Source organism: Streptomyces sp. BK208 (assembly GCF_004364245.1).
Lineage (GTDB): Bacteria > Actinomycetota > Actinomycetes > Streptomycetales > Streptomycetaceae > Streptomyces.
Map to the genome: position 1 here is coordinate 208,898 of NZ_SOAV01000011.1, position 26,263 is coordinate 235,160.

General features: G+C 71.8%; 21 protein-coding genes and 1 pseudogene. 14 read left to right on the top strand and 8 right to left on the bottom strand.

Annotation, left to right across the window (positions count from 1 at the left end; translation table 11 throughout):
- Window positions 1-67: 67 nt before the first annotated feature.
- From EV562_RS26000 to EV562_RS26025, 6 genes are all read right to left on the bottom strand, one after another.
- A complete protein-coding gene (locus tag EV562_RS26000) occupies window positions 68-1,387 on the bottom strand; it encodes a M20/M25/M40 family metallo-hydrolase (protein WP_133889286.1) in 1,320 nt (439 codons plus the stop codon).
- Window positions 1,380-2,213, bottom strand: a complete 834-nt coding sequence (locus EV562_RS26005; protein WP_133889287.1) for a M55 family metallopeptidase — start codon at window positions 2,211-2,213, stop codon at window positions 1,380-1,382. The genes EV562_RS26000 and EV562_RS26005 overlap by 8 nt, the downstream gene beginning before the upstream one ends.
- 201 nt (window positions 2,214-2,414) lie before the next feature.
- Window positions 2,415-3,143: a class I SAM-dependent methyltransferase gene (locus EV562_RS26010; RefSeq protein ID WP_133889288.1), complete on the bottom strand. Its 729-nt coding sequence runs from the start codon at window positions 3,141-3,143 to the stop codon at window positions 2,415-2,417.
- A gap of 171 nt (window positions 3,144-3,314) precedes the next feature.
- Window positions 3,315-5,825: a SpoIIE family protein phosphatase gene (locus EV562_RS26015; protein WP_166661997.1), complete on the bottom strand. Its 2,511-nt coding sequence runs from the start codon at window positions 5,823-5,825 to the stop codon at window positions 3,315-3,317.
- Between the two features lie 145 nt (window positions 5,826-5,970).
- Window positions 5,971-8,427: an MFS transporter gene (locus EV562_RS26020; protein WP_133889289.1), complete on the bottom strand. Its 2,457-nt coding sequence runs from the start codon at window positions 8,425-8,427 to the stop codon at window positions 5,971-5,973.
- A gap of 150 nt (window positions 8,428-8,577) precedes the next feature.
- Window positions 8,578-9,021, bottom strand: coding sequence for an SRPBCC family protein (locus tag EV562_RS26025; protein WP_133889290.1), 444 nt, complete (start codon window positions 9,019-9,021; stop codon window positions 8,578-8,580).
- A 161-nt stretch (window positions 9,022-9,182) separates the two neighbouring features.
- Between EV562_RS26025 and EV562_RS26030 the strand changes: the two genes are divergently transcribed.
- The 5 genes and pseudogenes from EV562_RS26030 (at window position 9,183) to EV562_RS35690 (ending at window position 12,897) form a co-directional block, all read left to right on the top strand.
- A complete protein-coding gene (locus EV562_RS26030) occupies window positions 9,183-10,229 on the top strand; it encodes an Rv2578c family radical SAM protein (protein ID WP_133889291.1) in 1,047 nt (348 codons plus the stop codon).
- A 37-nt stretch (window positions 10,230-10,266) separates the two neighbouring features.
- A complete protein-coding gene (locus EV562_RS35685) occupies window positions 10,267-10,404 on the top strand; it encodes a hypothetical protein (protein WP_243860174.1) in 138 nt (45 codons plus the stop codon).
- 180 nt (window positions 10,405-10,584) lie between these two features.
- Window positions 10,585-12,165: an alpha/beta hydrolase gene (locus EV562_RS26040; protein WP_133889292.1), complete on the top strand. Its 1,581-nt coding sequence runs from the start codon at window positions 10,585-10,587 to the stop codon at window positions 12,163-12,165.
- Between the two features lie 59 nt (window positions 12,166-12,224).
- Window positions 12,225-12,623 carry a RidA family protein gene (locus EV562_RS26045; protein ID WP_133889293.1) on the top strand — a complete coding sequence of 133 codons (399 nt, stop codon included), beginning with the start codon at window positions 12,225-12,227 and terminating at the stop codon, window positions 12,621-12,623.
- Window positions 12,620-12,897: pseudogene (locus tag EV562_RS35690) on the top strand (hypothetical protein). The gene EV562_RS26045 and the pseudogene EV562_RS35690 overlap by 4 nt, the downstream one beginning before the upstream one ends.
- Window positions 12,898-12,955: 58 nt before the next feature.
- Here EV562_RS35690 and EV562_RS26055 read toward each other — a convergent pair.
- Window positions 12,956-13,549, bottom strand: coding sequence for an adenylosuccinate lyase (locus EV562_RS26055; protein WP_133889294.1), 594 nt, complete (start codon window positions 13,547-13,549; stop codon window positions 12,956-12,958).
- A 383-nt stretch (window positions 13,550-13,932) separates the two neighbouring features.
- Between EV562_RS26055 and EV562_RS26060 the strand changes: the two genes are divergently transcribed.
- The 9 genes from EV562_RS26060 to pssA all read left to right on the top strand — a co-directional run bounded on the left by EV562_RS26060 (window position 13,933) and on the right by pssA (window position 24,782).
- A complete protein-coding gene (locus tag EV562_RS26060) occupies window positions 13,933-15,738 on the top strand; it encodes a 3-hydroxyacyl-CoA dehydrogenase family protein (RefSeq protein WP_133889295.1) in 1,806 nt (601 codons plus the stop codon).
- Between the two features lie 136 nt (window positions 15,739-15,874).
- On the top strand, window positions 15,875-16,690 hold the full coding sequence (locus tag EV562_RS26065; RefSeq protein WP_133889296.1) for a TetR family transcriptional regulator: 816 nt from the start codon (window positions 15,875-15,877) through the stop codon (window positions 16,688-16,690).
- 335 nt (window positions 16,691-17,025) lie between these two features.
- The gene (gene ccrA, locus EV562_RS26070) at window positions 17,026-18,369 is read left to right on the top strand and encodes a crotonyl-CoA carboxylase/reductase (protein ID WP_133889297.1); all 1,344 of its coding nucleotides are present in this window, start codon (window positions 17,026-17,028) and stop codon (window positions 18,367-18,369) included.
- Between the two features lie 10 nt (window positions 18,370-18,379).
- The gene (locus tag EV562_RS26075) at window positions 18,380-20,428 is read left to right on the top strand and encodes a protein meaA (RefSeq protein ID WP_133889298.1); all 2,049 of its coding nucleotides are present in this window, start codon (window positions 18,380-18,382) and stop codon (window positions 20,426-20,428) included.
- Window positions 20,425-21,387 (top strand): CoA ester lyase, encoded by a 963-nt coding sequence (locus EV562_RS26080; RefSeq protein WP_087806125.1) that lies wholly within the window; start codon window positions 20,425-20,427, stop codon window positions 21,385-21,387. Before EV562_RS26075 ends, EV562_RS26080 begins: the two co-directional genes overlap by 4 nt.
- 5 nt (window positions 21,388-21,392) lie before the next feature.
- Window positions 21,393-21,905, top strand: a complete 513-nt coding sequence (locus EV562_RS26085; protein ID WP_133889299.1) for a MaoC family dehydratase — start codon at window positions 21,393-21,395, stop codon at window positions 21,903-21,905.
- A 3-nt stretch (window positions 21,906-21,908) separates the two neighbouring features.
- The gene (locus EV562_RS26090) at window positions 21,909-23,114 is read left to right on the top strand and encodes an acyl-CoA dehydrogenase family protein (RefSeq protein ID WP_133889300.1); all 1,206 of its coding nucleotides are present in this window, start codon (window positions 21,909-21,911) and stop codon (window positions 23,112-23,114) included.
- A 170-nt stretch (window positions 23,115-23,284) separates the two neighbouring features.
- The gene (locus EV562_RS26095) at window positions 23,285-23,941 is read left to right on the top strand and encodes a phosphatidylserine decarboxylase (RefSeq protein ID WP_133889301.1); all 657 of its coding nucleotides are present in this window, start codon (window positions 23,285-23,287) and stop codon (window positions 23,939-23,941) included.
- Window positions 23,942-23,999: 58 nt separating this feature from the next.
- Window positions 24,000-24,782 carry a CDP-diacylglycerol--serine O-phosphatidyltransferase gene (pssA, locus tag EV562_RS26100; RefSeq protein WP_003972511.1) on the top strand — a complete coding sequence of 261 codons (783 nt, stop codon included), beginning with the start codon at window positions 24,000-24,002 and terminating at the stop codon, window positions 24,780-24,782.
- A 262-nt stretch (window positions 24,783-25,044) separates the two neighbouring features.
- Here the strand turns inward: pssA and EV562_RS26105 are convergent, their stop codons facing one another.
- The gene (locus EV562_RS26105; protein ID WP_133889371.1) at window positions 25,045-26,187 is read right to left on the bottom strand and encodes a glycerate kinase; all 1,143 of its coding nucleotides are present in this window, start codon (window positions 26,185-26,187) and stop codon (window positions 25,045-25,047) included.
- Window positions 26,188-26,263: the final 76 nt, after the last annotated feature.

Consider the following 26,263-nt stretch of genomic DNA (forward strand, 5'->3'; position numbering starts at 1 on the left):
CGCTCCTTGCTTGTCCGGGCGCCGCCCGGTTCCGGGCTCCGGGGCCCGCGTGCCGGTCCTGCGGTCTCTACGCCGTGCGCAGGAAACGGTCCAGGACCCGGACCCCGAAGTGCAGCGCCTCGACCGGGACCCGCTCGTCCACGCCGTGGAAGAGGGCCTGGTAGTCGAAGCCCTCGGGCAGCTTCAGCGGTGCGAAGCCGTAGCCGGTGATGCCGAGCCGCGAGAACTGCTTGGCGTCCGTGCCGCCGGACATGCAGTACGGCACGACGTGCCCCTCGGGGGCGAACTCCTCGACCGCCGCGCGCATCCGGGCATAGGTCGGCGAGTCCACCGGCGCCTGGAGCGCCACCTCCCGGTGGACGAACTCCCAGTCCACGTCGGGCCCCGTGAGCCGGTCCAGGGTGGTGCGGAACTCGTCCTCGCCGCCGTACAGGAACCGCCCGTCGACGTGGGCGACGGCCTCGCCCGGGATAACGTTGACCTTGTACCCGGCGTCCAGCATGGTCGGGTTGCTGCTGTTGCGGACGGTGGCCTCGACCAGCTTGGCGGCCGGGCCGAGCTTGTCCAGCAGCCCGTCGACGTCGCTCAGATCGGCCTCGATGCCGTACACGGCGGCGATCTCGGTCAGGGCCGCGCGCACGGTCGGGGTCGGGCGCAGCGGCCACTCGTGGTCGCCGATGCGCGTGACCGCGGCGGCGAGCCGGGTGACCGCGTTCTCCCGGTTCACCTTCGAGCCGTGACCGGCGCGTCCGCGCGCGGTGAGCCTGAGCCAGCCGGTCCCGCGCTCCCCCGCGGCGATCGGGTAGAACTGCCGCCCGGCCCCGTCGTGGAAGGTGAACGCACCCGACTCGCTGACGCCTTCGGTACAGCCCTCGAACAGCTCGGCGTGCCGGTCGGCCAGGAAGCCGGAGCCGTCCTCGGCGCTGGCCTCCTCGTCGGCGGTGAACGCGACCACCACGTCGCGCCGGGGCCGCACCCCCCGCCGGGCCCAGTCGCGCACGACCGCGAGGATCATCGCGTCCATGTTCTTCATGTCGACCGCGCCGCGCCCCCACACGACGCCGTCGCGGATCTCCCCGGAGAAGGGGTGCACGCTCCAGTCCGCGGCCTCGGCGGGCACCACGTCCAGGTGACCGTGGACCAGCAGCGCGTCGGCCGACGGGTCGGTGCCCTCGATGCGGGCCACGACGTTGGTGCGGCCCTCGGTCCGCTCCAGCAGCGTGGGCTCGATCCCGGCCTCGGCGAGCCGCGTGGCGGCGTACTCGGCGGCCGGCCGCTCCCGGCAGTCGCCGCCGCCCCGGTTCGTGGTGTCGATGCGGATCAGCTCGGAGGTGAACCGGACGACCTCGTCCAGCGCCCGCGCGTCCGTCTCCGTGTGCTCAGCCATACTGCTCCTCCACCGCTGCCGAGACGATCGTCGTGACCGCCTTGAAGGTACGGATCGCCTCGTACATCGTGTCGTGGGTGTAGGCCACCTTCCGCTCCCCGACCTGCGCCACGCCGGGCACGACGGTCGAGGCGGCCGCCAGGTGCTCGGCGTCGAACTCCAGGGCGAGGGTGAAAGGCCCGCCGGTCACCGGCTCGTGCCGCACGGCGAGCGCGGCCGCTTCCTCGGCCGCGGCTCTGATGTCGGCGGCGGTCCTGGCCGGCGTACGGCACACGGCCGCGTACCGCGACACGTGGTCCTTGACCGCGACCTTCCGTGCCTCGGGCGCGTACCCGAGCGCGTCCTCGCAGGCCACGTCGTCCCCGGTGACCAGGACGACCGGCACTCCGTACTCGGCGACCACGTGCGCGTTGAGCAGGCCCTCGCTGGCCCGCACGCCGTTCAGCCACACTCCGGTGAGCTGGTTGGCGAGGTAGGTGTGCGCGAGGACGCCCTCCATGCCGGCGCCCGCGTGGTACCCGACGAAGGCGATGCCGTCCACGTCCCCGTGCTGGACGCCCTCCACCATGGAGAGCGCCTTGTGCCGCCCGGTGAGCATCTCCGTCCGCTCGTCGAGCCGCTCCAGGAGCAGGTTGCGCATGCTCCAGTGCGCCTCGTTGACCAGCACGGCGTCGGCGCCGCCGTCGAAGAATCCCCGCACGGCCGCGTCGACGTCCGAGGTGAACATCGACCGGCACCGCTCCCACTGCGGGGTCCCCGGCAGCACGTCGGCGGGCCAGGTGACACCGGTGGCGCCTTCCATGTCGGCGCTGATGAGGATCTTCATGGCTCGAACCGTACGCGCTGCCCGGCCGCCCGGACCAGAGCTGTGGACAACCACCGGTGGTCCAGACCTCCGAACTGACCTCGTACGGCCTACGACCAGCCCGTTCTCCGCGGGCGGCCGGTCATACGAATCCGCCTGGTCCCGGTGCGGCACCGTTCCGCCGAGCGCACCGCGACGCCGGACGGGCCGCCGCGTCAGAGCCTAGGCGGGCCGGCGACCGGCCACCACCCACGTCGAGGGCAGTTCGACGCGGGTGCCGTCCGCCGTGTACTCCGTGGTGACCAGCGGGAGTTCACCGCGCGCCAGGACGGTCAGCCCGGCCGCTTCGAGGTACTGCGGCACCGCCTCGTCGGGGACGGCGCCGGGGGTCAGCCCGTGGCGGAGGACCGGGGCCAGCTTGGCGGGCGGGCCTGCGGGGCCCTGGGCCAGACTCCTCAGGATGCTCTTGGCCGCCTGGGAGGGCTCCACCAGGAAGGCACGGCCGCGGTCGCCGAGGAGCACGCCCAGGGTGTCGGCCAGGGGGCGGCGGTCCTCGGGCTCGCACTGGTGCAGGACGCCCCGGACGTACACGTTGGCGTCGCCCAGTTCCGCGTGCAGCGTCTCCGCCTCGGCCTTGTCGGCGGCGTCCAGCTGCCGGTACGCGGCCAGCCCCGTGGGGTCGGCGCGGCGGGCGTGTGCGAGGGCCGCGGTGGCGAGGTCGGCGCCGACGACGTACGGGAAGCGTTCGGCGAAGTAGCGGGTCTGGGTGCCGTTGCCGCAGCCCAGGTCGATCAGCGGCAGGCCGGGGTCGGCCAGGTGCGGTTCGAAGTGGGCCAGGTGGCGGCCGGCGGTCAGGGTCGGCTCGGCGTCCCAGAACACCGCCCCCCGGTCCTCGGGGGCCTCTTGCCAGAAGCTCTCCCAGGCCTCCCGGTACCGGCTCGTCACGCTCATGCCCGTCTCCCCCCGGTGCGACGACGTACATCCCGCCGTCGATACGGCGGATCCGTACGGTGTATCGCGCCGGGCGCACGGCCACAAGCGCCCGGCGCATTCCTTCACCGCCCGTTCGCGCCGGGCGGATTCACGCCATGGGGAGCCGGCGGCGCCTGACGGGCGCCGCACTCAGCCTGCGGCGGCGCCCCGGCCGCGGCGGTGGCGCGCGGGCAGCGTCAGCTCGAACCACACGGTCTTGCCCGACTCCGTGCGGCCGGCGCCCCATTCGCGGGCCAGGGTGCTGACGACACGCAGGCCGCGCCCGGCCTCGTCGTCGGGACCCACGCTCTTCAGCGCCGGCAGGTCGTGGTCGTCGTCGTCCACCTCGCACAGCAGCGTGTCGGCGCGCACCAGGCGCAGTTCGACGGGTGCGGCGTGCGAGTGGCGCAGGGCGTTGGTGACGAGTTCACCGGCCAGCAGCTCCGCCGTGTCGGCCAGTCGCGGCAGCCCCCAGTCGTGGAGCTGCTCGCGGACCGCCGCGCGGGCGCGGCCGGCCTCGGCGGGGTCGCGGGCGAGACGCCATTCGGCCACGGAGTCGGGTTCGATGCCGGTCAGCCGGGCCATGAGCAGGGCGACGTCGTCCTTGCGGCCGCCGCGCGCGCCCAGGGCGCGGATGATGCCGTCGCAGGCGTCGTCCATGGACGCGGCCGGATGGGCGGCGGACTCGCAGAGGGTGGCGAGGCCGACGCCGATGTCCTCGCCGCGCATCTCCACCAGGCCGTCGGTGCACATCACCAGCCGGTCGCCGGGCGCCACCGGCACACGCACCGACTCGAAGGGGACGCACCCGACGCCGATCGGCGCACCCGTCGGCAGGTCGATCAGCTCGCTGACGCCGTCCTCGGCACGGACCAGGACCGGCGGGATGTGACCGGCGTTGGCGAGGTGCAGTTCCCCGGCGACGGGGTCGTACACGGCGTACAGGCAGGTGGCCAGGTGGGTGTCGCCGAGCCGATGGGCGAGGTCGTCGAGGTGGCGCAGGAGCCGGGCGGGCGGCAGGTCGAGGCCGGCCAGGGTCTGGACGGCGGTGCGCAACTGCCCCATCATCGCGGCCGAGTTCAGGCCGTGACCCATGACGTCGCCGACGACGAGGGCGGTGCGGGCGCCGGGCAGCTTGACCGAGTCGAACCAGTCGCCGCCGACCCGGCCGAGCAGGGTGCCCGGCAGGTAGCGGGTGGCGATGTCGCAGCCGGTCATGCGCGCCGGGATCCGCGGCAGCATGCTGTCCTGGAGCGTCTCGGCGACGTTCTCCTGGTGGGTGTACATACGCGCGTTGTCGAGGACGAGGCCCGCGCGGGCGGCGAGCTCGGCGCCGGTGACGCGGTCCATGTCGTTGAAGACGGGGCGCTCCGGGTGCCGGAGCAGGATCATGAAGCCGAGCACGACGTTACGGGCCTTCAGCGGCACCAGCAGCATCGAACGGCCGGTGATCAGCGGCCTGATGTCCCGCTTCTCGAACTGCGAGGCGACGGCGTGGCCCATCTCCTCGGTGATGCGGGGCACCAGGACCGGCTCGCCGCTGGTCATGCACTGGAAGAACGGGGTGTGCGCCGGGAAGGGCATGGCTTCGCCGACCGGTACGACGTCGTCCCAGCGGCCGGGTTCGTCGGTGTGCTCCAGGGCGACCCGGTGCCACATCGTCGTCGTGTCGGGCACTCCGTCGGGGAAGCCCTCACCGGCGACGACCTGTTCGCGCAGGTAGGTGCCGGCGACGTCGGTGAAGCGCGGGACGACGGCCCGGCTGACCTCCACGATCGTCCGTGAGAGGTCGAGCGAGGTGCCGATCGCGCCACTGACCTCGTTGAGGAACTCCAGGCGTTCGCGGACCGCCGCGTACTCCAGGTCCTCGGCCTCGTCCCGCAGTTCCTCCGGCACCGGCTCGCCGGCCGCCAGTGCCCGCGCGGCCCGCTCGCGGCGCGCCCGGCGCCCGGCTCGCCGGGGCACCCCCCAGTCGGGCGTGACGGGCACCCGGTCGTGCCGGCTGAACTCCAGCACGGGGTAACCCAGTTCCAGCACCTGCGCGACGATGCGGGCGCTCTCCCCGACGCTCATGCTGGGCAGGATCTCGGGGAGACGGCGGGCGAGTTCGTCGGCGCCGGGGAAGTCGGTGTGCAGCGCGAATCCGGGCGCGATCCGCTCCGTGACGGCCTCTTTCGCGCCGCCGTCGGTGAAGTCCCGGCGCAGTCCGTCCGCGTCGGCGGCCAGCACGAGCAGCCGCTCCTGCCCCGGCCCCACCAAGGGGTAGGCCCACCAGAGCACGTCGACGCGGCCGCCGACCGGCACGGTCAGCCGGGCGCGGCCGGCCGCCGGGTAGGACGACCGCCCGTCGAGGGAGGACTCCAGGCCGGGCCCCAGTCCGTCGTGTTCGGCGTACGCGGCGTGAGCGGATCCGCAGTCCTCGCCGCCGTCCCCGGGGAGCACGCCCGAGACGGGCAGCAGGTCGGGGGCGGGACGGCCGATCGCCGCTTCCTTGGGGAGGCCGAACAGCCGCCGTGCGCCTCGGCTCCAGTGCGAGACCAGCCCTTCGCGGTCCACCACGACGACGGCCAGCGGGACGCGGCCGGTCACGGGGTCTGCCGGTACGGCGTCAGGTCCGGCCCGATGGCCGCCGGATGTGCCCCGCTCGGTGCCATGGTCCATGGCGTCAGGCCCTCTCTGCCCACGGCTCCGCAAGATCTGTGCCGCCGTCACCACCGTACGGTGGTGGCCGGTGACCATGTGCGGCAACGGGGGAATTGGTGGCGCGCGAACACACCGGCGCACGCCCGCGCGCCGGTGGCCGGTCTCAGTCCTCGTGCCCGAGCTGCAGGTCGCGCTCGGTGCGGCCGCCGCCGGCCACCTGGAGCACGGTCGCGACCGGCGGGTATCCGGCCGCGATGACGGTGTACTCGCCGGACGAGAGGTCCACGAACCGGAACGTGCCGTCGGGTCCGGTGGTCAGGGTGTCCACCACGTTGCCCGCCGCGTCGAGCAGCGTGACGCGCGCGTCCTCGACGATCCGTCCGCCGCTGGCCCGCACGGTGCCGCGCAGCACGGCGCCGCCGGCCAGCTCGACGTCCTGGCGGGTCTCGCGGGCGGCCTGGACGCTGACCGGCAGCGCGGCCGGACGGAAGGCGGGGGCGCTGGCGGCGAGGGTGTACTCGCCGGCCACCAGCTCCGTGATGACGTAACCGCCCTCACGGCCGCTGCGGGTGCTGGCGACGACCTCGCCGTGGACGTTGGTGAGGGTGACGGCCGCGTCGCGCACGGGGCTGCCGTCGGCGGTCATGACGCTGCCGGCCAGGCGACCGGCGCCGCCGAGGACCACGTCCAGTTCCACCGGGCGCTCGCCGACGGTCACGGAGACCGCCTGAGGCTGGTGGCCGCCGGCCGCGGCGATCAGGACGTAGGCCCCGGAGCCGGGCGTGGCGAGCGCGTACCGTCCGTCGTCGCCGCTGGCACCCCGGCCGATCTGCTGTCCGCCGACGTCGATGAGGGTGAGCGCCGCACGGGGCACGACGGTGCCGTCGGGGTGCTGCACGGTGCCGCAGACGGGGATGCCGCCGGCGTAGGAAGACCGGGCGGGCGGGACCTGCCCGGCCGGCTGTGCCTGGGGTGCGTACGCGGCCTGCTGTACGGTCTCCGGCTCGGTGACGGGGGCGTTGTGGGACACCAGGGGTTTCTCCTTGAGGAAGAGGGCGATGAGGAGCCCGAGGACGAGCACCGGCACCAGGTAGAGGAAGATCCGCGGCATGGCGTCGGCGTACGCCTCGATGTAGGCATCGCGCAGCGCGGGCGGCAGGGAGTGGACGAGCTGCGGGGTGATGGCCTCGGCGTCGGGGAGACCGGCTCCGGCCCCGGTGGGGACCCGGTCGGCGAGGGCGTCGGTGAGCCGGCCCGCGAACAGGGTGCCGAAGACGGCCGCGCCGACGCTGCCGCCGATCTGCCGGAAGTAGTTGTTGGCGCTGGTGGCGGTGCCGAGGTCGGTGGGGCGCACGGAGTTCTGGACGGCGAGGACCAGGACCGGCATCACCATGCCGATGCCGGCGCCGAGGACCGCCATCCAGATGCTGTACTGCAGCCGGGGGGTGTCGGTGCCGAGCCGGGAGAGCAGCCACATGCCGACGACGGACAGCGCGCTGCCGAGGATCGGGTGGACCCGGTAGTGACCGGTGCGGCTGATGAGCTGTCCGGAGACGATCGAGGCGACGACGATGCCGCCCATCATCGGCAGCATCAGCAGGCCGGACTCCGTGGCGCTGGCGCCGTCGACCATCTGCAGGAAGGTCGGCAGGTAGCTGGCGGCGCCGAACAGGGCGACGCCGACGACGAGTCCGACCAGGGCGGTGACGTTGAAGACGGAGTCCCGGAACAGACGCAGCGGGATAAGTGGTTCGGGGGCGAGGCGCTCGGCGACCAGGAAGAGCAGTGTGGTCCCGACGGCTCCGGCGGCGAGCCCGAGAATCGTCCTGGACCCCCACGCGTACTCGGTCCCGCCCCAGCTCGTGAGCAGCACCAGACAGGTGGAGGCGGCGGCGAGCAGCAGGGCGCCGAGGACGTCGAGGCGCGGCTTGACCCGCGGCCTGGGCAGCTTGAGGACGACGGCGACGACGGCCATGGTGACCAGGCCGAAGGGCACGTTGATGTAGAAGCACCAGCGCCAGGAGAGGTGGTCGGTGAAGTAGCCGCCCAGCAGCGGGCCCGCGACGGAGGCGAGTCCGAAGGCGGCGCCGATCAGGCCCATGAAGCGGCCGCGTTCGCGGGGCGGCACGATGTCCGCGATGATCGCCTGCACGCCGATCATGAGGCCGCCCGCGCCGACGCCCTGCACCGCGCGGAAGGCGATCAGCTGGTCCATGCTCTGCGCGCGTCCGGCGAGCGCGGAGCCGACGACGAAGACCAGGATGGCGAACTGGAAGACGCCCTTGCGTCCGAAGAGGTCGCCGAGCTTGCCGTAGATCGGCAGGCCGATGGTCGAGGTGAGCAGGTACGCGGTGATCGCCCAGGACATCCGGTCCAGACCGTGCAGCTCGCCGACGATCTTCGGCAGCGCGGTGGCGACGATCATCTGCTCCAGGGCGGCGAGCAGCAGCGCCAGCATCAGGCCGACGAAGACCAGCCGCACCCGGCGCGGGCTCAGCCCGGCGTCCGGCTCCGCGACCGGTCCCCGCCCCGGTACGGCAGCGTGGAGTTCGGGTGACGGCCGGGCCGCGGCGACCGGTCCGTCCTGCACCGGATCCTGCACCAGAGTGATCCCGCCCACGTACCGCTCCCCTCGTCACACCTGCTCACATTTGCCACCTGAGGCGACAACTGCGAACAAGTGCGACGAGTTACGGAAGTACGGCGGGTTCGCGCACAGATCACTCGAACCGGTGAGGCGGCCAACGGCCGCCCCGTGTCTGCCTTTTGGCTACTTCTCGACCTCGGCGGCGAGCTTGGCGAGCAGAGCGTCGTAGATCCGGCCGAGCCCCTTGGGCGCGAAGGTCTTCTCGAAGAAGCCGCCGACGCCCCCGGCTCCCTGCCAGGTGGTGAGCACGACGACCCGGGACTTGCCCTCCCCCGCGGGGGTGACGCGCCAGGTGGTGACCATGGAGGAGTTGCGGTCCTTCTCGACCAGCTCGCCGTCGGTCGGCTCGGTGACCTCCAGCAGGCAGTCACGGATGCGCTTGCTGGTGGCCTGGAGCTTCCAGTGCACCAGGGTGCCCTCGCCGTCGCCGCCCTCGCGCACCTCGTACTCGCTGAAGTGCTCGGGCAGCAGCTTCTCGCGGGTGCCGCTGTAGTCGGCGAGGGTGTCGAACACCGTCTCCGCGTCCGCTGCGACGATCCGCTCCGTCGTCGCCTCGACCTGCGCCATCGGGTTCCTCCAGGGCCTGGTTCTCGGGTTCGGGGCAAGCCAACCACCCCACCGCCCGGCCACCCAAATCGGGGGGCGTGAAGCAGCCCCGCACGACTCGCCCGCACGATCAAGGGAACAAGTGTTCTATTGTGTCGGACAGTGCTACCGAGGAGGCCGCAATGCGCTGGGAGAACCTCACGGACTCCGACCACGCCCGGGCGGCGGACACCGCGCTGTTCGGTGCGGACGCCGTCACCACCCGCACCATCGACACGCCCGAGTTCCGCGGCATCACCTTCCACGAGGTGCGGGCCCGCTCGATCCTGAACCGGGTGCCGGGGGCCTCCCGCATGCCGTTCGAATGGACGGTCAACCCCTACCGGGGCTGCACGCACGCGTGCGTGTACTGCTTCGCCCGCAAGACGCACAGCTACCTGGACCTCGACACGGGCCTCGGTTTCGACTCCCAGATCGTCGTCAAGGTGAACGCGCCCGAGCTGCTGCGCCGTCAGCTGGCCTCGCGCCGCTGGCAGGGCGAGCACGTGGCGATGGGCACCAACGTCGACTGCTACCAGCGCGCCGAGGGCCGCTACCGGCTGATGCCGGGCATCATCGAGGCGCTCACCGAGCGCGCGAACCCCTTCTCGATCCTCACCAAGGGCACGCTGATCCTGCGCGACCTGGACCTGCTGACGCGGGCCGCCCGGGTGACGGACGTCGGCATCTCGGTCTCGGTCGGCTTCACCGACCCGGACCTGTGGCGCACCGTGGAGCCCGGCACTCCGGCACCGGAACGACGGCTGGAGGTCGTACGGTCCCTCACCGAGCGCGGCATCGGCTGCGGGGTACTGATGGCGCCGGTCATCCCCTTCCTCGGCGACGAACCGGCCCAGCTCAGGGACACCGTGCGCGCCGTCGCCGCCGCGGGCGCCACCTCGGTCACCCCCCTGGTCCTGCACCTGCGGCCCGGCGCCCGCGAGTGGTTCATGGCCTGGCTCGGCCGGCACCACCCGCACCTGGTCCGCCGGTACGAGCGGCTGTACGCGGACGGCGCCTACGCGCCGAAGTGGTACCAGCGCCGGATCACGCGCCAGGTGCACGACCTGGCCCGCGAGTACGGCATCGGGCCCACGCGCGGGGGGATGCCGCGACGGATCGCGGAGCCTGAGCCCGCACGGCCGGCCGGACCCGCGCCCGCGGAGCCGGTACAGCTGTCCCTCATCTGACTGCTCCCGTCGGACGGTTGCCGCATCGGTACCGGTCGTGGAGGCCGGCGCCCACCCCGAGTGGACGGACCACGCCGTGACCTACGGCTGCATCGCCTCGATGCGGACCCGCCCCGGCCTCCGCGACGAGGTCGTCGCCCTCCTGCCGAGCGCGGCCGGCGGGTTCGGGCTCTGACGGCTCCCTGGTCCGGCCGAGGGGCGTCCGGCCCGGAGCATTGGAGGGCATCTTCCGGCCCAACCGGGTCAAGTATCGACCGCTCGCGTTCTTCCACAGGCGCTCCCCGGGACGATCCGGCGAGGACCGCGACCCGCGCGGGCCGCTGCCGCTCCGGACCGGGAGCCCTGGGAGAACGCCATGAGACAACGCGCAGCCGTCCTGTGCGGCGCCGCCGTCATCGCCGCCGGGAGTGTCACGGCCGTCCCCGCCGAGGCGAACGCACCGCGGCCCGCACCCGGCGCGCCCGCCGCGGACCTGCACTGGAAGAAGTGCGCCACGGAGGACTACCCGACGCTCCAGTGCGCTTCCCTCGACGTGCCGCTCGACCACGCGCGCCCGCAGGGCAGGCAGATCACCCTGGCGCTGTCCCGCGTGCCGCACACGGCCGAGGCCTACCAGGGCCCCCTGCTGGTGAACCCCGGCGGCCCGGGCGGCAGTGGGCTGACACTCGCCGGGTTCGTGGCGTCGTCGCTGCCCGCGGACGTGGCCGCCCGGTACGACGTCATCGGCTTCGACCCGCGCGGCGTGGGGAAGAGCGCTCCCGCGCTGGACTGCCTGCCCGGGCACTTCGCCCCGGTGCGCCCCGACTCGCTGCCGGACACGCCGGAGGTCGAGCAGGCCAATCTCACGCGCGCGAAGTCCTTCGCCGACGCGTGCGGCGACAAGTACGCGGACGTTCTGCCGTACATCGACACGGTGAGCGCCGCGCGCGACGTGGACGCGATCCGCGCGGCGCTCGGCTCGGAGCAGCTCAACTACTTCGGCTACTCGTACGGCACCTATCTGGGCGCCGTCTACGCCAAGCTCTATCCGCAGCGGGTGCGGAGGCTGGTCCTGGACTCCGTCGTCGGTCCGGAGGACGTCTGGTACGACGCCAACCTCAACCAGGATCTCGCCTTCAACGACCGCCACCGGGCGTTCCTCGCCTGGATCGCCGAGCACGACGCGGCGTACGGGCTGGGCACCGATCCCGAGCGGGTCGAGGCGGCCTGGTACGCCATGCGGGCGGCGCTGGCGAAGCAGCCCGCGGGAGGGAAGGTCGGCGCCGCCGAACTCGAGGACACCTACATGCCCGGCGGGTACTACAACGGCTACTGGCCCTACCTGGCCGAGGCGTTCGCCGCGTACGTCGACGACGAGGACACCGGCCCGCTGGTCGAGGCGTACGAGGACTTCGGGGCTCCTGACGCCTCCGGGGGCAACGGGTACAGCGTCTACACCGCCGTGCAGTGCCGCGACGCGGCCTGGCCGCGCGACTGGGACCGGTGGCGCGACGACAACTGGGGCCTGTACGAGAAGGCGCCCTTCATGGTGTGGAACAACGCCTGGTACAACGCGCCGTGCGCGTTCTGGCCCACGAAGTCCCGGCAGCCGGTGGACGTCGCCAACGACGACCTGCCCCCGGCCCTGCTCTTCCAGGCGACCGGCGACGCGGCCACCCCGTACGAGGGCGGCGTCACCGCGCACCGCCTGCTGGGCGGCTCCGCGCTCGTCGCCGAGGAGGGCGGCGGGAACCACGGCATCACGCTGAGCGGCAACGACTGCCTGGACGGGTACCTGGCCGCCTACCTGACCGACGGCGCCGTACCGCACGGCGAGGGTGGAGAGGCGGACGCGGTGTGCCCGGCACTGCCGGACCCGAAGCCGCTGGAGTCCAAGGCCGCCTCGTCCTCCTCACGCGGCTCGGCCCTGCACGGCCTGCTCGGCTTCCGCGGCTGACGCCCTGATCCGCGCACCCCGCCGGGGTGGTCGTCAGTGCCGTGGTCCACGATGGGCGCATGAGTGAGCTGACCAGGATCACCGCCCCCGAGGGCGTCGCGCCCGCCGCGCAGTACACCCATGTCGTCCTCGGCACCGGACGGTTCGTGGCCGTCTCGGGGCAGCTCGCGCTGGACGAGGACGGCTCGGTGGTCGGCGTGGGCGACGCCGCGGCCCAGGCCCGCCAGGTGTTCGAGAACCTGCGCCGGTGCCTGGCCTCGGCCGGGGCGGGCTTCGACGACGTGGTGAAGCTGACCTTCTTCGTCACGGACATGGCGCACATGGGCGCGATCCGCGCGGCCCGCGCCGAGCACATACCCGACGACCGGCTGCCGGCCGCCTCGGCGGTGCAGGTGGCCGCGCTCGTGCGGCCGGAGTTCCTGATGGAGATCGAGGCGTTCGCGGTCGTCGCCCCGTGAGCCCGTCCCCGGCCCGGGTGCGGGAGACGGCGCTCGCCGACTGCGACCGCGTCGCCGGGATCCGGGGCCGGGGCCGGGCGGGCGGAGCGCGTACCGGGGGCTGATACCGCGGGCCTACCTCGACGCGATCGACCCGGCCGCCGACGCCGAGCGGCGCCGCGCCCGGCGCTTCCACGAGCGGGCGGGTGGCCGTGCCGACGGCACCGAGGAGCCCTCGGTGGTGGCAGGGGTCGCGGTGCCGCAGGTGCGGTACGCGCGTCCGCTGAGCGGCTGACGGCCGGTCAGCGGCCCGGCACAGCACGGTTCCCGTCCTGGGACATGCCGGCGCCCGCTCACCGCTGTCCCGGGATGCGCGCCAGCGCCCGTACCGCCGCCTCGGCCAGCGCCGGGTGGGCGAGGGCGTCGTTCAGGACCGGGGCGGCTCGGTCGTCGCCGAGGGTGCCGAGCCCCTCGACGCAGGCGAGCGCCACGCGCCGGTAGGGATCGTGCGGGCGCAGCCTCCGGCGCAGCGTGGTGATCAGCGCGGGCACCGACTCGGGGGCCCGCAGCTCGACCAGCAGCCGCACCGGGTGCAGGGCGTAGGCGACGCGCAGCTCGTTGGTGGCCAGGGCCGCGGCCGCGCGCGCGGTGCGCGGGTCGCCGAGGCGGGCGAGGGCGTGGGCGGCAGAGGCGCAGCGCGGCGGGTCCCGGTGGTTCAGCAGCAGGACGAGTGACTCGAAGGCCCGCCGGTCCCCCGCCACCCCGAGCCGGAAGGCGGCCAGCTCACGGGCCCACAGCGGGTGTCCGGGCTCGGTGAGCACCGCGGCCAGCTCGTCGTGGTCCGTGCTCGCCACGAGACGGTCGAACCCCGACGCGGCACCCGCGGCGCCCGTGACCGCGGACTCGGACCGTAAGCGCTCCGTGAGCGTTCGCAACTCTTCGTCCATGACCCCGAGGTTAGGCGGGTCACTCCACTTGTGGGACCTACATCACGAACACCGGGGGCTGGCGCGCTCGTTACCCGCGGGTTAACCTCAGACGAGCGGGTCATCCTCCCGCAGCAACTCCTCGCGGTGGTCTGGTGACGCAACCACCGGGAGAGCAGTCGGTCCGGTACCTCGGTACCGCATCAGGACTCGGCCCCGGGACAGGGCCGGTCACAGGCCGCCGGCCCGGCGTGTGCACGCCTGCCGCGACGGCACCGGGCGTGTGCGCCAGTCGGCCCGGCAACACCCGCACTCCTTCCTCTGCCTTTTTCACGCACCCGGTGTGCCGCTACGGCGCACCCGGGCGTGTTCCCGTCGTCACCCCTCATTCCTGGAGTCCCGCGATGGCCACTCCCCTGTCCCACACCCCTTCCTCCCCGCTCCGGACCGTCGCCGTCGTCGGCCTCGGCACCATGGGCACCGGCATCGCCGAGGTCCTGGCCGGGGCCGGCCGCGACGTCGTCGGCATCGACGTCAGCGAGGCGCAGGCCGTCAAGGCGGTCGCCGCGCTGGAGTCCTCCACCGCACGCGCCGTCGAGCGCGGCCGCCTCACGGACGAGGAGCGCGCCGCCATCCTGGGCCGCGTCCGCACCTCCACCGACCCGCGGGCGGCCGCCGAGGCCGACCTGGTGATCGAGGTGGTCCCGGAGTCGTACGAGATCAAGCAGCGGGTCTTCAGGGAGCTGGACGGGATCGTGCGCCCGGACACGATCCTGGCGACCGGCACCAACGCACTGTCCGTCACGCGCCTCGCCGCGGACTCGGCCCACCCGGAGCGGGTGCTCGGCCTGCACTTCTTCAACCCGGCGCCGGCGATGAAGCTGGTCGAGGTCGTCTCCTCGGTGCTGACCGCGCCCGCCGCCGTCTCGGCCGTCACCGATCTCGCCCTGGACCTCGGCAAGGAGCCCGTCGCCGTCGGTGACCGGCCCGGTTTCGTCGCCGACGGCCTGCTGTTCGGCTACCTCAACCAGGCCGCCGCGATGTACGAGGCGAACTACGCCTCCCGCGAGGACATCGACGCCGCGATGCGGCTCGGCTGCGGCCTGCCGATGGGGCCGCTCGCCCTGCTGGACCTGGTGGGCGTGGACACCGCCCGCACGGTCCTGGAGGCCATGTACGCGGAGTCGCACGACCGTCTGCACGCCCCCGCGCCGATCCTCAAGCAGCTCAGCGAGGCGGGCCTGACGGGGCGCAAGGCGGGCCGCGGCTTCTACACCTACGAGGCGCCCGGCAGCGCGGTCGTGGTGCCGGACACGACGACCCCCGGGACGGGCGGCGCCGCGGTCGCCGGGCGGCCGGTGCGCGCGGTGGGCGTGGCCGGTTCGGGCACCATGGCGTCCGGCATCGCGGAGGTGTTCGCCAAGGCCGGGTACGAGGTGGTGCTGGCCGCCCGCAGCCCGGAGAAGGCGCAGACCGCCAAGGCCCGCGTCGGCAAGTCCCTGGCCCGGTCGGTCGACAAGGGGCGGATGACGGCCGAGGCCGCCGCGCGGACGCTGGAGCTGATCACCCCGACCGGGACCTACGACGACTTCGCCGACGTCGACCTGGCCGTGGAGGCCGTCGCCGAGGACCTGGAGGTGAAGCGGCAGCTCTTCGCCACGCTGGACAAGGTGTGCAAGCCCGGCGCGGTGCTGGCCACCACCACCTCGTCGCTGCCGGTGGTCGCCTGCGCCCGCGCCACCTCGCGGCCGCAGGACGTGATCGGCATGCACTTCTTCAACCCGGCCCCGGCGATGAAGCTGGTCGAGGTCGTGCGCACGGTGCTGACCGCCGACGACGTGCACGCCACCGTCCACGAGGTCTGCGCCAAGGTCCGCAAGCACGCCGTGGACTGCGGCGACCGGGCCGGGTTCATCGTGAACGCGCTGCTGTTCCCGTACCTCAACAACGCGGTCAAGATGGTGCAGGAGCACTACGCGACCCTCGACGACATCGACGCGGCGATGAAGCTGGGCGGCGGCTACCCGATGGGCCCGTTCGAGCTGCTCGACGTGGTCGGTCTCGACGTGTCGCTCGCCATCGAGAAGGTCCTGCACCGGGAGTTCCGCGACCCGGGCCTGGCACCGGCACCACTGCTCGAGCACCTGGTGGCCGCGGGCTGCCTCGGTCGCAAGACGGGCCGCGGTTTCCGCGAGCATGCCCGCCGCTGAGACGCCGGGCGACTGGTTCGGGCCCGAGGAGGACTGGGGCGGACTGCTCGGTCCGGCCGGGTCTCCCCCGCTCCCCGCGGGCGGGGGAATCCCCGGTCACGCGCATGATTGCGTCCGCATGCAGTACGTTCGGGTCATGCCCCAGCCCGCCAAGTCCTCACGCACCCCAGCCACGTCCGACGCCCCGGAGAGCGCGGCCGGCAGCCGAGCCGCCGCCCAGCGGCTCAAAATGCGCCGGGAACTGGCGGCGGCGGCGATGGAGCTGTTCGCGACCAAGGGGTACGAGGCGACCACCGTCGACGAGATCGCGGCCCGCGCCGGAGTCGCCCGCCGCACCTTCTTCCGGCACTTCCGCTCCAAGGAAGAGGCGATCTTCCCGGACCACGACGACACCCTGGTGCGGGCCGAGGCGGTGCTCAACGCGGCGCCGGCGCACGAGCATCCGCTCGACACGGTGTGCCGCGGCATCAAGGAAGTCATGAAGATGTACGCCGCCCGGCCGGAGATCTCGGTCGCCCGCTACAAGCTGACGCGCGAGGTGCCCACCCTGCGCGAGGCGGAGATCGCGTCGGTGGCCCGGTACGAGCGTCTGTTCACCCGGTACCTGCTGGGCCACTTCGACGAGCACGCGCACGACGACGACGCCAACGACGACCCGCTGCTGGCGGAGGTCGCGGCGTCCGCCGTGGTCACCGCGCACAACCACGTGCTGCGGCGCTGGCTGCGGGCCGACGGACAGGGCGACGTGGAGGCCCAGCTCGACCACGCCTTCGCGATCGTGCGCAAGACCTTCGGCACCGGCATCGGGGCGGGGCGCGGCACGGCCTCCGCCGCGCGGCCGGCGGCCTCCTCGGCCTCGGTGCAGGGGGAGGTGCTCGTGACGGTGGCGCGCACCGACGCGCCGCTCCACGAGGTGATGCGCACCATCGAGCAGGCACTCAAGGAGCGCTGACCGGAGGGGCAGACACCCTTTCGCTCTGTGACGACGGCCACCCATCGGGTGGCCGTTTTTGCATGTCGGTGCCCCTTTTTCACCGCCGCCGGGAGATGATTCGATCGATCATCGCTCATCTGTCGCGTAAAGATTTCATCTGAGATCAGTTTCTGGCACTCAGTGCCTTGCGGGGTGACACGCGGTGTCATACGTTGAAGGTGTTCGGGCTGTCCCCGCACCTCATCCCCTGCGCGTCCGAACGCCTGCGTCACAGGCACACACCCTCACCTCAGCAGCACCGACGTAACCCTCAGCGCTCCTCCCTCAGGGCGCTCACCGCCGGAGGCAACACCGTGACCGTGAAGGACATCCTGGACGCGATCCAGTCGCCCGAGTCCACGAAGGCCGACATCGCCGCTCTGCCCCTCCCCGAGTCGTACCGCGCGATCACCGTGCACAAGGACGAGACGGAGATGTTCGAGGGTCTGGAGACCCGCGACAAGGACCCCCGCAAGTCGATCCACCTGGACGAGGTGCCGCTGCCGGAGCTGGGCCCCGGCGAGGCCCTGGTGGCCGTCATGGCCTCCTCGGTCAACTACAACTCGGTGTGGACCTCGATCTTCGAGCCGCTGTCCACCTTCGGGTTCCTGGAGCGCTACGGCCGCACCAACGAGCTGGCCAAGCGCCACGACCTGCCGTACCACATCATCGGCTCCGACCTCGCGGGCGTGGTCCTGCGCACCGGCCCGGGCGTCAACGCCTGGCAGCCGGGCGACGAGGTCGTCGCGCACTGCCTCTCCGTCGAGCTGGAGTCCTCCGACGGCCACAACGACACGATGCTCGACCCCGAGCAGCGCATCTGGGGCTTCGAGACCAACTTCGGCGGCCTCGCCGAGGTCGCGCTGGTCAAGTCCAACCAGCTGATGCCGAAGCCGGACCACCTGAGCTGGGAGGAGGCCGCCGCCCCCGGCCTGGTCAACTCCACCGCCTACCGCCAGCTCGTCTCCCGCAACGGCGCCGGCATGAAGCAGGGCGACAACGTGCTGATCTGGGGCGCCAGCGGCGGCCTCGGCTCGTACGCCACCCAGTTCGCCCTGGCCGGCGGCGCCAACCCGATCTGCGTCGTCTCCAGCGAGCAGAAGGCGGACATCTGCCGCTCGATGGGCGCCGACGCGATCATCGACCGCAGCGCCGAGGGCTACAAGTTCTGGAAGGACGAGACCACCCAGGACCCCAAGGAGTGGAAGCGCTTCGGCAAGCGCATCCGCGAACTCACCGGCGGCGAGGACATCGACATCGTCTTCGAGCACCCCGGCCGGGAGACCTTCGGCGCCTCCGTCTTCGTCACCCGCAAGGGCGGCACCATCACCACCTGCGCCTCGACCTCGGGCTACATGCACGAGTACGACAACCGCTACCTGTGGATGTCCCTGAAGCGCATCATCGGCTCCCACTTCGCCAACTACCGCGAGGCCTGGGAGGCCAACCGCCTGATCGCCAAGGGCAAGATCCACCCGACGCTCTCCAAGGTGTACTCCCTGGAGGACACCGGCCAGGCGGCCTACGACGTCCACCGCAACCTCCACCAGGGCAAGGTCGGCGTGCTGTGCCTGGCACCCGAGGAGGGCCTGGGCGTGCGCGACCAGGAGAAGCGCGCCCGGCACATCGATGCCATCAACCGCTTCCGGAACATCTGAGGAGCGCCGCATGACCGATCGTCAGCCCGCCGACGGCAGGCGGGAGAAGGACCGGCCGTGGCTCATGCGCACCTACGCCGGTCACTCCACGGCCGAGGCGTCCAACGAGCTGTACCGGCGCAACCTCGCCAAGGGCCAGACGGGTCTGTCGGTCGCCTTCGACCTGCCGACCCAGACCGGCTACGACTCCGACCACATCCTCGCCCGCGGCGAGGTCGGCCGGGTCGGCGTGCCGGTGGCGCACCTCGGTGACATGCGCCGGCTGTTCCAGGACATCCCGCTGGAGCAGATGAACACCTCGATGACCATCAACGCCACGGCCATGTGGCTGCTGGCGCTCTACCAGGTCGTCGCGGAGGAGCAGGGCGCGGACATCACCAAGCTCCAGGGCACCACCCAGAACGACATCGTCAAGGAGTACCTGTCCCGGGGGACCCACGTCTTCCCGCCGGGGCCGTCCCTCCGCCTGACGACGGACATGATCGCGTACACGGTCTCGCACATGCCGAAGTGGAACCCGATCAACATCTGCAGCTACCACCTGCAGGAGGCGGGCGCCACGCCGGTGCAGGAGATCGCGTACGCGATGTCCACCGCGATCGCCGTGCTCGACGCGGTGCGCGACAGCGGCCAGGTGCCGCAGGAGCGCATGGGCGACGTGGTGGGCCGCATCTCCTTCTTCGTGAACGCGGGCGTCCGCTTCGTCGAGGAGATGTGCAAGATGCGCGCCTTCGGCCGCATCTGGGACCGCGTCACCCGCGAGCGCTACGGCATCGAGAACCCCAAGCACCGCCGCTTCCGCTACGGCGTCCAGGTCAACTCGCTGGGACTGACCGAGGCGCAGCCGGAGAACAACGTCCAGCGGATCGTGCTCGAGATGCTCGCGGTCACCCTCTCCAAGGACGCACGCGCGCGTGCCGTGCAGCTGCCCGCCTGGAACGAGGCGCTGGGCCTGCCCCGCCCCTGGGACCAGCAGTGGTCGCTGCGCATCCAGCAGGTGCTGGCGCACGAGAGCGACCTGCTGGAGTACGAGGACATCTTCGAGGGGTCGAAGGTGATCGGGGCGAAGGTGGACGAGCTGGTCGAGTCGTCCTTCGCGGAGATCGAGCGCATCCAGGAGATGGGCGGCGCGATGGCCGCCGTCGAGTCCGGCTACCTCAAGTCCCAGCTCGTCGCCTCGCACGCCGAGCGCCGGGCCCGGATAGAGTCCGGCGAGGAGAAGATCATCGGTGTCAACGCCTTCGAGGGCACCGAGCCCAACCCGCTGACCGCCGACCTGGACACCGCGATCCAGACGGTCGACCCGGCGGTGGAGGCCCGTGTCGTCGCCTCGCTGCAGAACTGGCGGGACACCCGGTACCAACCGCCCTTCAACCACCCGCGTCCCTGCAAGGCGCTGGAGAAGCTGAAGGAGGCCGCGCGCGGCACCGGCAACCTCATGGAGGCCACCCTGGAGTGCGCCCGCGCCGGCGCCACGACCGGCGAGTGGGCGGGGGCGCTGCGCGAGGTGTTCGGCGAGTTCCGGGCCCCGACCGGCGTGTCCTCGGCCCCGGTCGCGGTCACCGCGGAAGAGGGCTCTGCCCTGTCGGAGGTGCGCCGCAAGGTGGAGCTGACGGCCAAGGAGATGGGCGTCGGCAAGCTCCGCTTCCTGGTCGGCAAGCCCGGCCTGGACGGTCACTCCAACGGCGCCGAGCAGATCGCCGTCCGGGCCCGCGACGCCGGGTTCGAGGTGGTCTACCAGGGCATCAGGCTCACCCCCGAGCAGATCGTGGACGCCGCCCTGGCGGAGGACGTGCACGCGGTGGGCCTGTCCATCCTGTCGGGGTCGCACGCGCAACTGGTGCCGGACGTGCTCGAACGGCTCCGTGTGGCCGGTGCCACAGACATCCCGGTGATCGCCGGTGGCATCATCCCGAACGGTGACGCCGACGAACTGCGGGCCGCGGGAGTGGCCGCGGTCTTCACCCCGAAGGACTTCGACATCACCGGAATCATCGGCCGGATCGTCGACGAGATCCGGAACGCGAACAAGCTCGACCCCCTGGAGGTCCCCGCATGACCACGGTCAACCGTCTTCGCCCCCGGCGTTCCTGTCTGGCGGTGCCGGGAAGCAACCCCCGCTTCCTGGAGAAGGCCCAGGGCCTCCCCGCCGACCAGGTCTTCCTCGACCTGGAGGACGCCTGCGCGCCGCTCGCCAAGCCGGAGGCCCGGCACACCATCGTCAAGTTCCTCAACGAGGGCGACTGGACGGGCAAGACCCGTGTCGTGCGCGTCAACGACTGGACGACCGAGTGGACGTACCGGGACGTCGTGACGGTGGTGGAGGGCGCGGGCCCCAACCTGGACTGCATCATGCTGCCGAAGGTCCAGGACGCCCAGCAGGTCGTCGCCCTCGACCTGCTGCTCACCCAGATCGAGAAGACGATGGGCTTCGAGGTCGGCCGGATCGGCATCGAGGCGCAGATCGAGAACGCGCAGGGCCTGAACAACGTCAACGAGATCGCGCAGGCCAGCCCGCGCGTGGAGACCATCATCTTCGGCCCGGCCGACTTCATGGCCTCCATCAACATGAAGTCCCTGGTCGTGGGCGAGCAGCCGCCCGGCTACCCGGCCGACGCCTACCACTACATCCTGATGAAGATCCTGATGGCCGCCCGGGCCAACAACCTCCAGGCGATCGACGGCCCCTACCTGCAGATCCGCAACGTGGACGGCTACCGCGAGGTCGCGCAGCGCGCCGCCGCCCTCGGCTTCGACGGCAAGTGGGTGCTGCACCCGGGTCAGGTCGAGGCGTCCAACGAGATCTTCTCGCCCTCGCAGGAGGACTACGACCACGCCGAGCTGATCCTGGACGCGTACGACTACTACACGTCCGAGGCCGGCGGCAAGAAGGGCTCGGCGATGCTCGGCGACGAGATGATCGACGAGGCCAGCCGCAAGATGGCGCTGGTCGTCTCCGGCAAGGGGCGTGCGGCCGGCATGGAGCGCACGTCGAAGTTCGAGATCCCGGAGGGCTGAGCGCCATGCAGTTCGGACGCACCTACGAGGAGTTCGAGGTCGGGGCGACGTACAAGCACTGGCCGGGGAAGACGGTCACGGAGTACGACGACCACCTGTTCTGCCTGCTCACCATGAACCACCACCCGCTCCACATGGACGCCAACTACGCCGAGAAGACGACGGACTTCGGCAAGAACGTGGTGGTGGGCAACTACATCTACTCGCTCCTGCTCGGCATGTCCGTCCCGGACATCTCCGGCAAGGCGATCGCCAACCTGGAGATCGAGTCGCTCAAGCACGTGGCGCCGACCTTCCACGGCGACACCCTCTACGGCCAGACGACCGTGCTCGACAAGTGGCCGTCGAAGTCGAAGAACGACCGCGGCATCGTGCACGTGGAGACCAAGGGCTACAAGCAGGACGGCACCCTCGTGTGCGTCTTCCGCCGCAAGGTGATGGTGCCGACCGAGACGTACACCAAGGAGCGCGGCGGCGAGCAGCCGGGCCGGCCCGAGCTGAAGGAACAGGAGAAGTAGAAGATGAGCCGCCTCGCCCAGACCCACGGCCTCACGGACGTCCAGCGGGAGATCCTCTCCACCGTCCGGGACTTCGTGGACAAGGAGATCATCCCGGTCGCCACCGAGCTGGAGCACCGGGACGAGTACCCGCAGGACATCGTCGACGGGCTGAAGGAGCTCGGCCTGTTCGGCCTGATGATCCCCGAGGAGTACGGGGGCCTGGGCGAGTCGCTCCTGACCTACGCCCTGTGCGTGGAGGAGATCGCCCGCGGCTGGATGTCGGTGTCCGGCATCATCAACACCCACTTCATCGTGGCGTACATGCTGAAGCAGCACGGTACGCAGGAGCAGAAGGACCACTTCCTGCCCCGCATGGCCGCGGGCGACATCCGCGGCGCCTTCTCGATGTCCGAGCCGGCGCTGGGCTCCGACGTCTCGGCGATCTCCTCGAAGGCGGTGAAGGACGGCGAGGAGTACGTCCTCAACGGCCAGAAGATGTGGCTCACCAACGGCGGCACGTCGTCGCTCGTGGCCGTCCTGGTGAAGAGTGACGAGGGTCACCCCGAGGGAACCGCCCCCCACAAGTCGATGACGACCTTCCTGGTGGAGAAGGAGCCCGGCTTCGGCGAGGTCCGCCCGGGCCTGACCATCCCCGGCAAGATCGACAAGATGGGCTACAAGGGGGTCGACACCACCGAGCTCGTCATGGACGGCCTGCGTGTTCCGGCCGATCGGGTGCTCGGCGGCGTCACCGGCCGAGGTTTTTACCAAATGATGGACGGCGTCGAGGTCGGTCGCGTCAATGTGGCGGCCCGTGGCTGCGGCGTCGCTCAGCGTGCCTTCGAACTCGGTGTCCGGTACGCCCAGCAACGGCACACTTTCGGCAAGCAGATCGCCCAGCACCAGGCCATCCAGTTCAAGCTCGCGGAGATGGCTACCAAGGTGGAGGCGGCGCATGCGATGATGGTGAACGCTGCGCGCAAAAAGGATTCCGGCGAACGAAACGACCTGGAAGCGGGGATGGCCAAGTACCTCGCCTCCGAGTACTGCAAGGAGGTCGTGGAGGACGCCTTCCGGATCCACGGCGGGTACGGCTTCTCCAAGGAGTACGAGATCGAGCGCCTCTACCGCGAGGCCCCGATGCTGCTCATCGGTGAAGGCACCGCCGAGATCCAGAAAATGATCATCGGCCGCCGACTGCTCGAAGAGTATCGATTCCAGGGTTAGATGTCCGGATACGGGGTGTTTTCTTGGAGAAGAAGGTCACACCCCGTAGGCACTGTTCGGCCGCCGACTCGGCTTCCTGGCTTACCCAGTTGCGGCGCGAAGCCGCTACGATCGCCGGAAAGCCGCCGTCCCCCGTCAGAGCGCGGCATCATCCGCTACGAAGGTCATCCATGCCCCACAGCCAAACCTCTGCACCTCGCGACAGCCTCGCCGGCGTACGCCTCGCGCGCGGAGCATCGCCGTGGCTTCTGCCGACCGTCGCCACCGCAGCCGTCAGCCTCCTCCGGTCCCGCCGTTCCGGCGCCGCCAAGGCCGTCGCCGTCCCCGCCACCGCGCTCGCGGCGGGGATGCTGTGGTTCTTCCGCGACCCCGAGCGCGAGATCACCCGGGGCCGGGTCATCTCGCCCGCCGACGGTGTGGTGCAGAGCATCATGCCGTGGAAGGACGGTCGCACCCGCGTCGCCATCTTCATGAGCCCGCTCAACGTCCACGTCAACCGCGCCCCGCTGGCCGGCACGGTCACGTCGGTCGAGCACGTGCCCGGCGGCTTCGTTCCCGCTTTCAACAAGGAGAGCGAGAACAACGAGCGCGTCGTGTGGCACTTCGACACCGAACTCGGCGACATCGAGATGATCCAGATCGCCGGCGCGGTCGCCCGCCGCATCGTCCCGTACGTGCCGCAGGGCACGAAGGTCGAGCAGGGCGAGAGGGTCGGCCTGATCCGCTTCGGCTCCCGCGTCGACCTGTACCTGCCCGAGGGCGTGGAGGTCGACGTCGAGGTGGGGCAGAAGACGGTGGCTGGGGTGACTCGCATTGACCGTGATTGATCCACAGACCCAGGCCGGATGGGTACCGGAGGCCGAGGAGATGGACGACGAGGAGGAGATGCCGCTCTCGCTCCGCCTGTCGATAGCGGACACCCTGACGCTCGGCAACGCCACGTGCGGCTTCATGGCGGTGTACTTCACCACCACCGGCATCCTCATCCCGCACCTCATGGGCAGCGACGAGTCGGGCATGGCCCGGCACAGCGCGGCCACCGCGGTGATCCTGATGCTGTGCGCGGCGATCTTCGACCTGTTCGACGGTCTGGTCGCCCGCAAGCTGCGCAGCTCGCCGATGGGCGCGGAGCTGGACAACCTCTCCGACCTGATCAGCTTCGGGCTCGCGCCGGCGTACTTCGTCCTCGTCTACGGCATGGTCGCGGACGACGCGTACCAGCGCGTGGCGGCGGTCGGGGCGATCGTGGTGCTGCTGGCGGTGGTGCTGCGGCTCGCGCGGTTCTCGTGCGTGACCGTCAAGGACGGCACCTTCCAGGGCATGCCCTCGCCGTTCGGTGCGCTCACGGTGGTCTCCATCGTGCTGCTGGAGCTGCCCTTCGTGGCGACGCTCCTGGCGATCCTCGGCACCGCCTGGCTGATGGTGAGCCGCGTCGAGTACCCGAAGCCCCGAGGGCGCCTCGCGGTGGCGATGCTGTCGTGGATCGTGCTGTCGATGGGCCTGCTGGCCGGCTGGGCCTTCGACGCGCCCAGCGGGCAGCTGCTGCTGCAGACGGGGTGTGCGTTGCAGTTGGTGATGGGGGCGGTGATCCCGCTGTTCGCCACCGCTCGCAGGGTGAACAATTTCCGTGACAATCGGCGGGAGGCGCGGGCGGCGCAATTGCCGTGACGGCGTCTTGAGGGCCCCGAACCCGGTTGGGTTCGGGGCCCTTCGCTTGTCTGGGGCGCCCGGTGTCGGTGCGGGCGTCCCCGGGGGCTCCGCCCCCAGACCCCCGGGCCTGTGGCCACTCACCACCCGACTCGGTGGGGAGAGAGGTGACGTTTCCAGCCCGTCCGGCGTTTGAGGACGAGGCCCGTCCAGGGCCTAAAGGGGGCTGGGGGCGAAGCCCTCAGGGTCGGGAACGGGAAGGGGCGGCGGGGGCGAGACTCCCCTACGCGACGAAGTCCCGCGCGATCGACTCCGCCACCCGCTCCAGGATCGGCCCCGCGTCCGCGATGCACTTGGCGACGTCCGGTTCCACATCCGTCAGCGGATACGCCCGCCTGATCCCGGCCCGCCCCAGCACCTCCGCGGGCAGCGCCAGCCGTCCGCACACCGCGACGACCTCCTTGCCCGCGGCCCGCGCCGCCGCGGCGACCCCCGCCGGGGCCTTACCGTGCAGCGTCTGCTCGTCCAGCGAGCCCTCCCCGGTGATCACCAGGTACGCCCGCTCCAGCGCCGGCGCGAAGCCCAGCACGTCCAGCATCACCTCGATGCCGGGCCGGAACCGCGCCCCGAGCAGCATGGCGCCGAACCCGATGCCGCCCGCCGCGCCCGCGCCCGGGGACGCGGCGTACTCGGCGGCCCGCGCCCCCACGCCGTCCGTCTGCTCCAGCACCTTCGCGAAGTGCCCGAGGGCCGCGTCCAGGGCCGTCACGTCGTCCGGCGAGGCGCCCTTCTGCGGGCCGTAGACCGCCGGGGCACCCTTGGGGCCGGTCAGCGGATTGTCGACGTCGCTCGCCAGCACCAGCTCCACGTCGGACAGCCGCGGATCCAGTCCGGACAGGTCGGCCGAGGCCAGGGCGGCGAGCCCGCCCCCGCCCGGACCGACGGGCCGCGCGTCCGCGTCCAGGAACCGAGCGCCCAACGCGGCCAGCATCCCGGCGCCACCGTCCGTGGTGGCGCTGCCGCCGACGCCGAACACGATGGTCCGCGCCCCCGCGTCCAGCGCGGCCCGCAGCAGCTCGCCCGAGCCGTACGTGGACGACGTGAGCGGCGCGAGGACGCCTTCCGGGAGCCGCTGGAGGCCGCTGGCCTCGGCCATCTCCACGACGGCCGTGTCCCCGCGCAGCGCGTACGCCGCCGTCACCTCGTCACCGAGGGGCCCGGCGACCCGTACCTCACGGCGTTCGAACCCGGCCGCGACCGCGGCGGCCACCGTGCCGTCGCCGCCGTCGGCGACGGGCAGCGCCTCGACCAGGACGTCCGGCACGACACGGCGCAGTCCGGCCGTGACGCGCTCGGCGACCTCGACGGCCGTCAGCGACCCCTTGAACTTGTCCGCGGCGACGAGCACCCGGCGGGCCCCGTCCACAGCAGCGTCAGCCACCTTGATCTCCCCTTGCTCTTTGAGCCTTGCGCACGTCAAGGCAGTCGCGCCGCTGCGACCC

What these genes read in the sequence shown, in the direction of transcription:
- EV562_RS26000 (WP_133889286.1), bottom strand. Translation starts at nt 1,387, where the DNA reads ATGGCTGAGCACACGGAGACGGACGCGCGGGCGCTGGACGAGGTCGTC.
- EV562_RS26005 (WP_133889287.1), bottom strand. Translation starts at nt 2,213, where the DNA reads ATGAAGATCCTCATCAGCGCCGACATGGAAGGCGCCACCGGTGTCACC.
- EV562_RS26010 (WP_133889288.1), bottom strand. Translation starts at nt 3,143, where the DNA reads ATGAGCGTGACGAGCCGGTACCGGGAGGCCTGGGAGAGCTTCTGGCAA.
- EV562_RS26015 (WP_166661997.1), bottom strand. Translation starts at nt 5,825, where the DNA reads ATGGACCATGGCACCGAGCGGGGCACATCCGGCGGCCATCGGGCCGGA.
- EV562_RS26025 (WP_133889290.1), bottom strand. Translation starts at nt 9,021, where the DNA reads ATGGCGCAGGTCGAGGCGACGACGGAGCGGATCGTCGCAGCGGACGCG.
- EV562_RS26030 (WP_133889291.1), top strand. Translation starts at nt 9,183, where the DNA reads ATGCGCTGGGAGAACCTCACGGACTCCGACCACGCCCGGGCGGCGGAC.
- EV562_RS26040 (WP_133889292.1), top strand. Translation starts at nt 10,585, where the DNA reads ATGAGACAACGCGCAGCCGTCCTGTGCGGCGCCGCCGTCATCGCCGCC.
- EV562_RS26045 (WP_133889293.1), top strand. Translation starts at nt 12,225, where the DNA reads ATGAGTGAGCTGACCAGGATCACCGCCCCCGAGGGCGTCGCGCCCGCC.
- EV562_RS26055 (WP_133889294.1), bottom strand. Translation starts at nt 13,549, where the DNA reads ATGGACGAAGAGTTGCGAACGCTCACGGAGCGCTTACGGTCCGAGTCC.
- EV562_RS26060 (WP_133889295.1), top strand. Translation starts at nt 13,933, where the DNA reads ATGGCCACTCCCCTGTCCCACACCCCTTCCTCCCCGCTCCGGACCGTC.
- EV562_RS26065 (WP_133889296.1), top strand. Translation starts at nt 15,875, where the DNA reads ATGCCCCAGCCCGCCAAGTCCTCACGCACCCCAGCCACGTCCGACGCC.
- EV562_RS26075 (WP_133889298.1), top strand. Translation starts at nt 18,380, where the DNA reads ATGACCGATCGTCAGCCCGCCGACGGCAGGCGGGAGAAGGACCGGCCG.
- EV562_RS26080 (WP_087806125.1), top strand. Translation starts at nt 20,425, where the DNA reads ATGACCACGGTCAACCGTCTTCGCCCCCGGCGTTCCTGTCTGGCGGTG.
- EV562_RS26085 (WP_133889299.1), top strand. Translation starts at nt 21,393, where the DNA reads ATGCAGTTCGGACGCACCTACGAGGAGTTCGAGGTCGGGGCGACGTAC.
- EV562_RS26090 (WP_133889300.1), top strand. Translation starts at nt 21,909, where the DNA reads ATGAGCCGCCTCGCCCAGACCCACGGCCTCACGGACGTCCAGCGGGAG.
- EV562_RS26095 (WP_133889301.1), top strand. Translation starts at nt 23,285, where the DNA reads ATGCCCCACAGCCAAACCTCTGCACCTCGCGACAGCCTCGCCGGCGTA.
- pssA (WP_003972511.1), top strand. Translation starts at nt 24,000, where the DNA reads ATGCCGCTCTCGCTCCGCCTGTCGATAGCGGACACCCTGACGCTCGGC.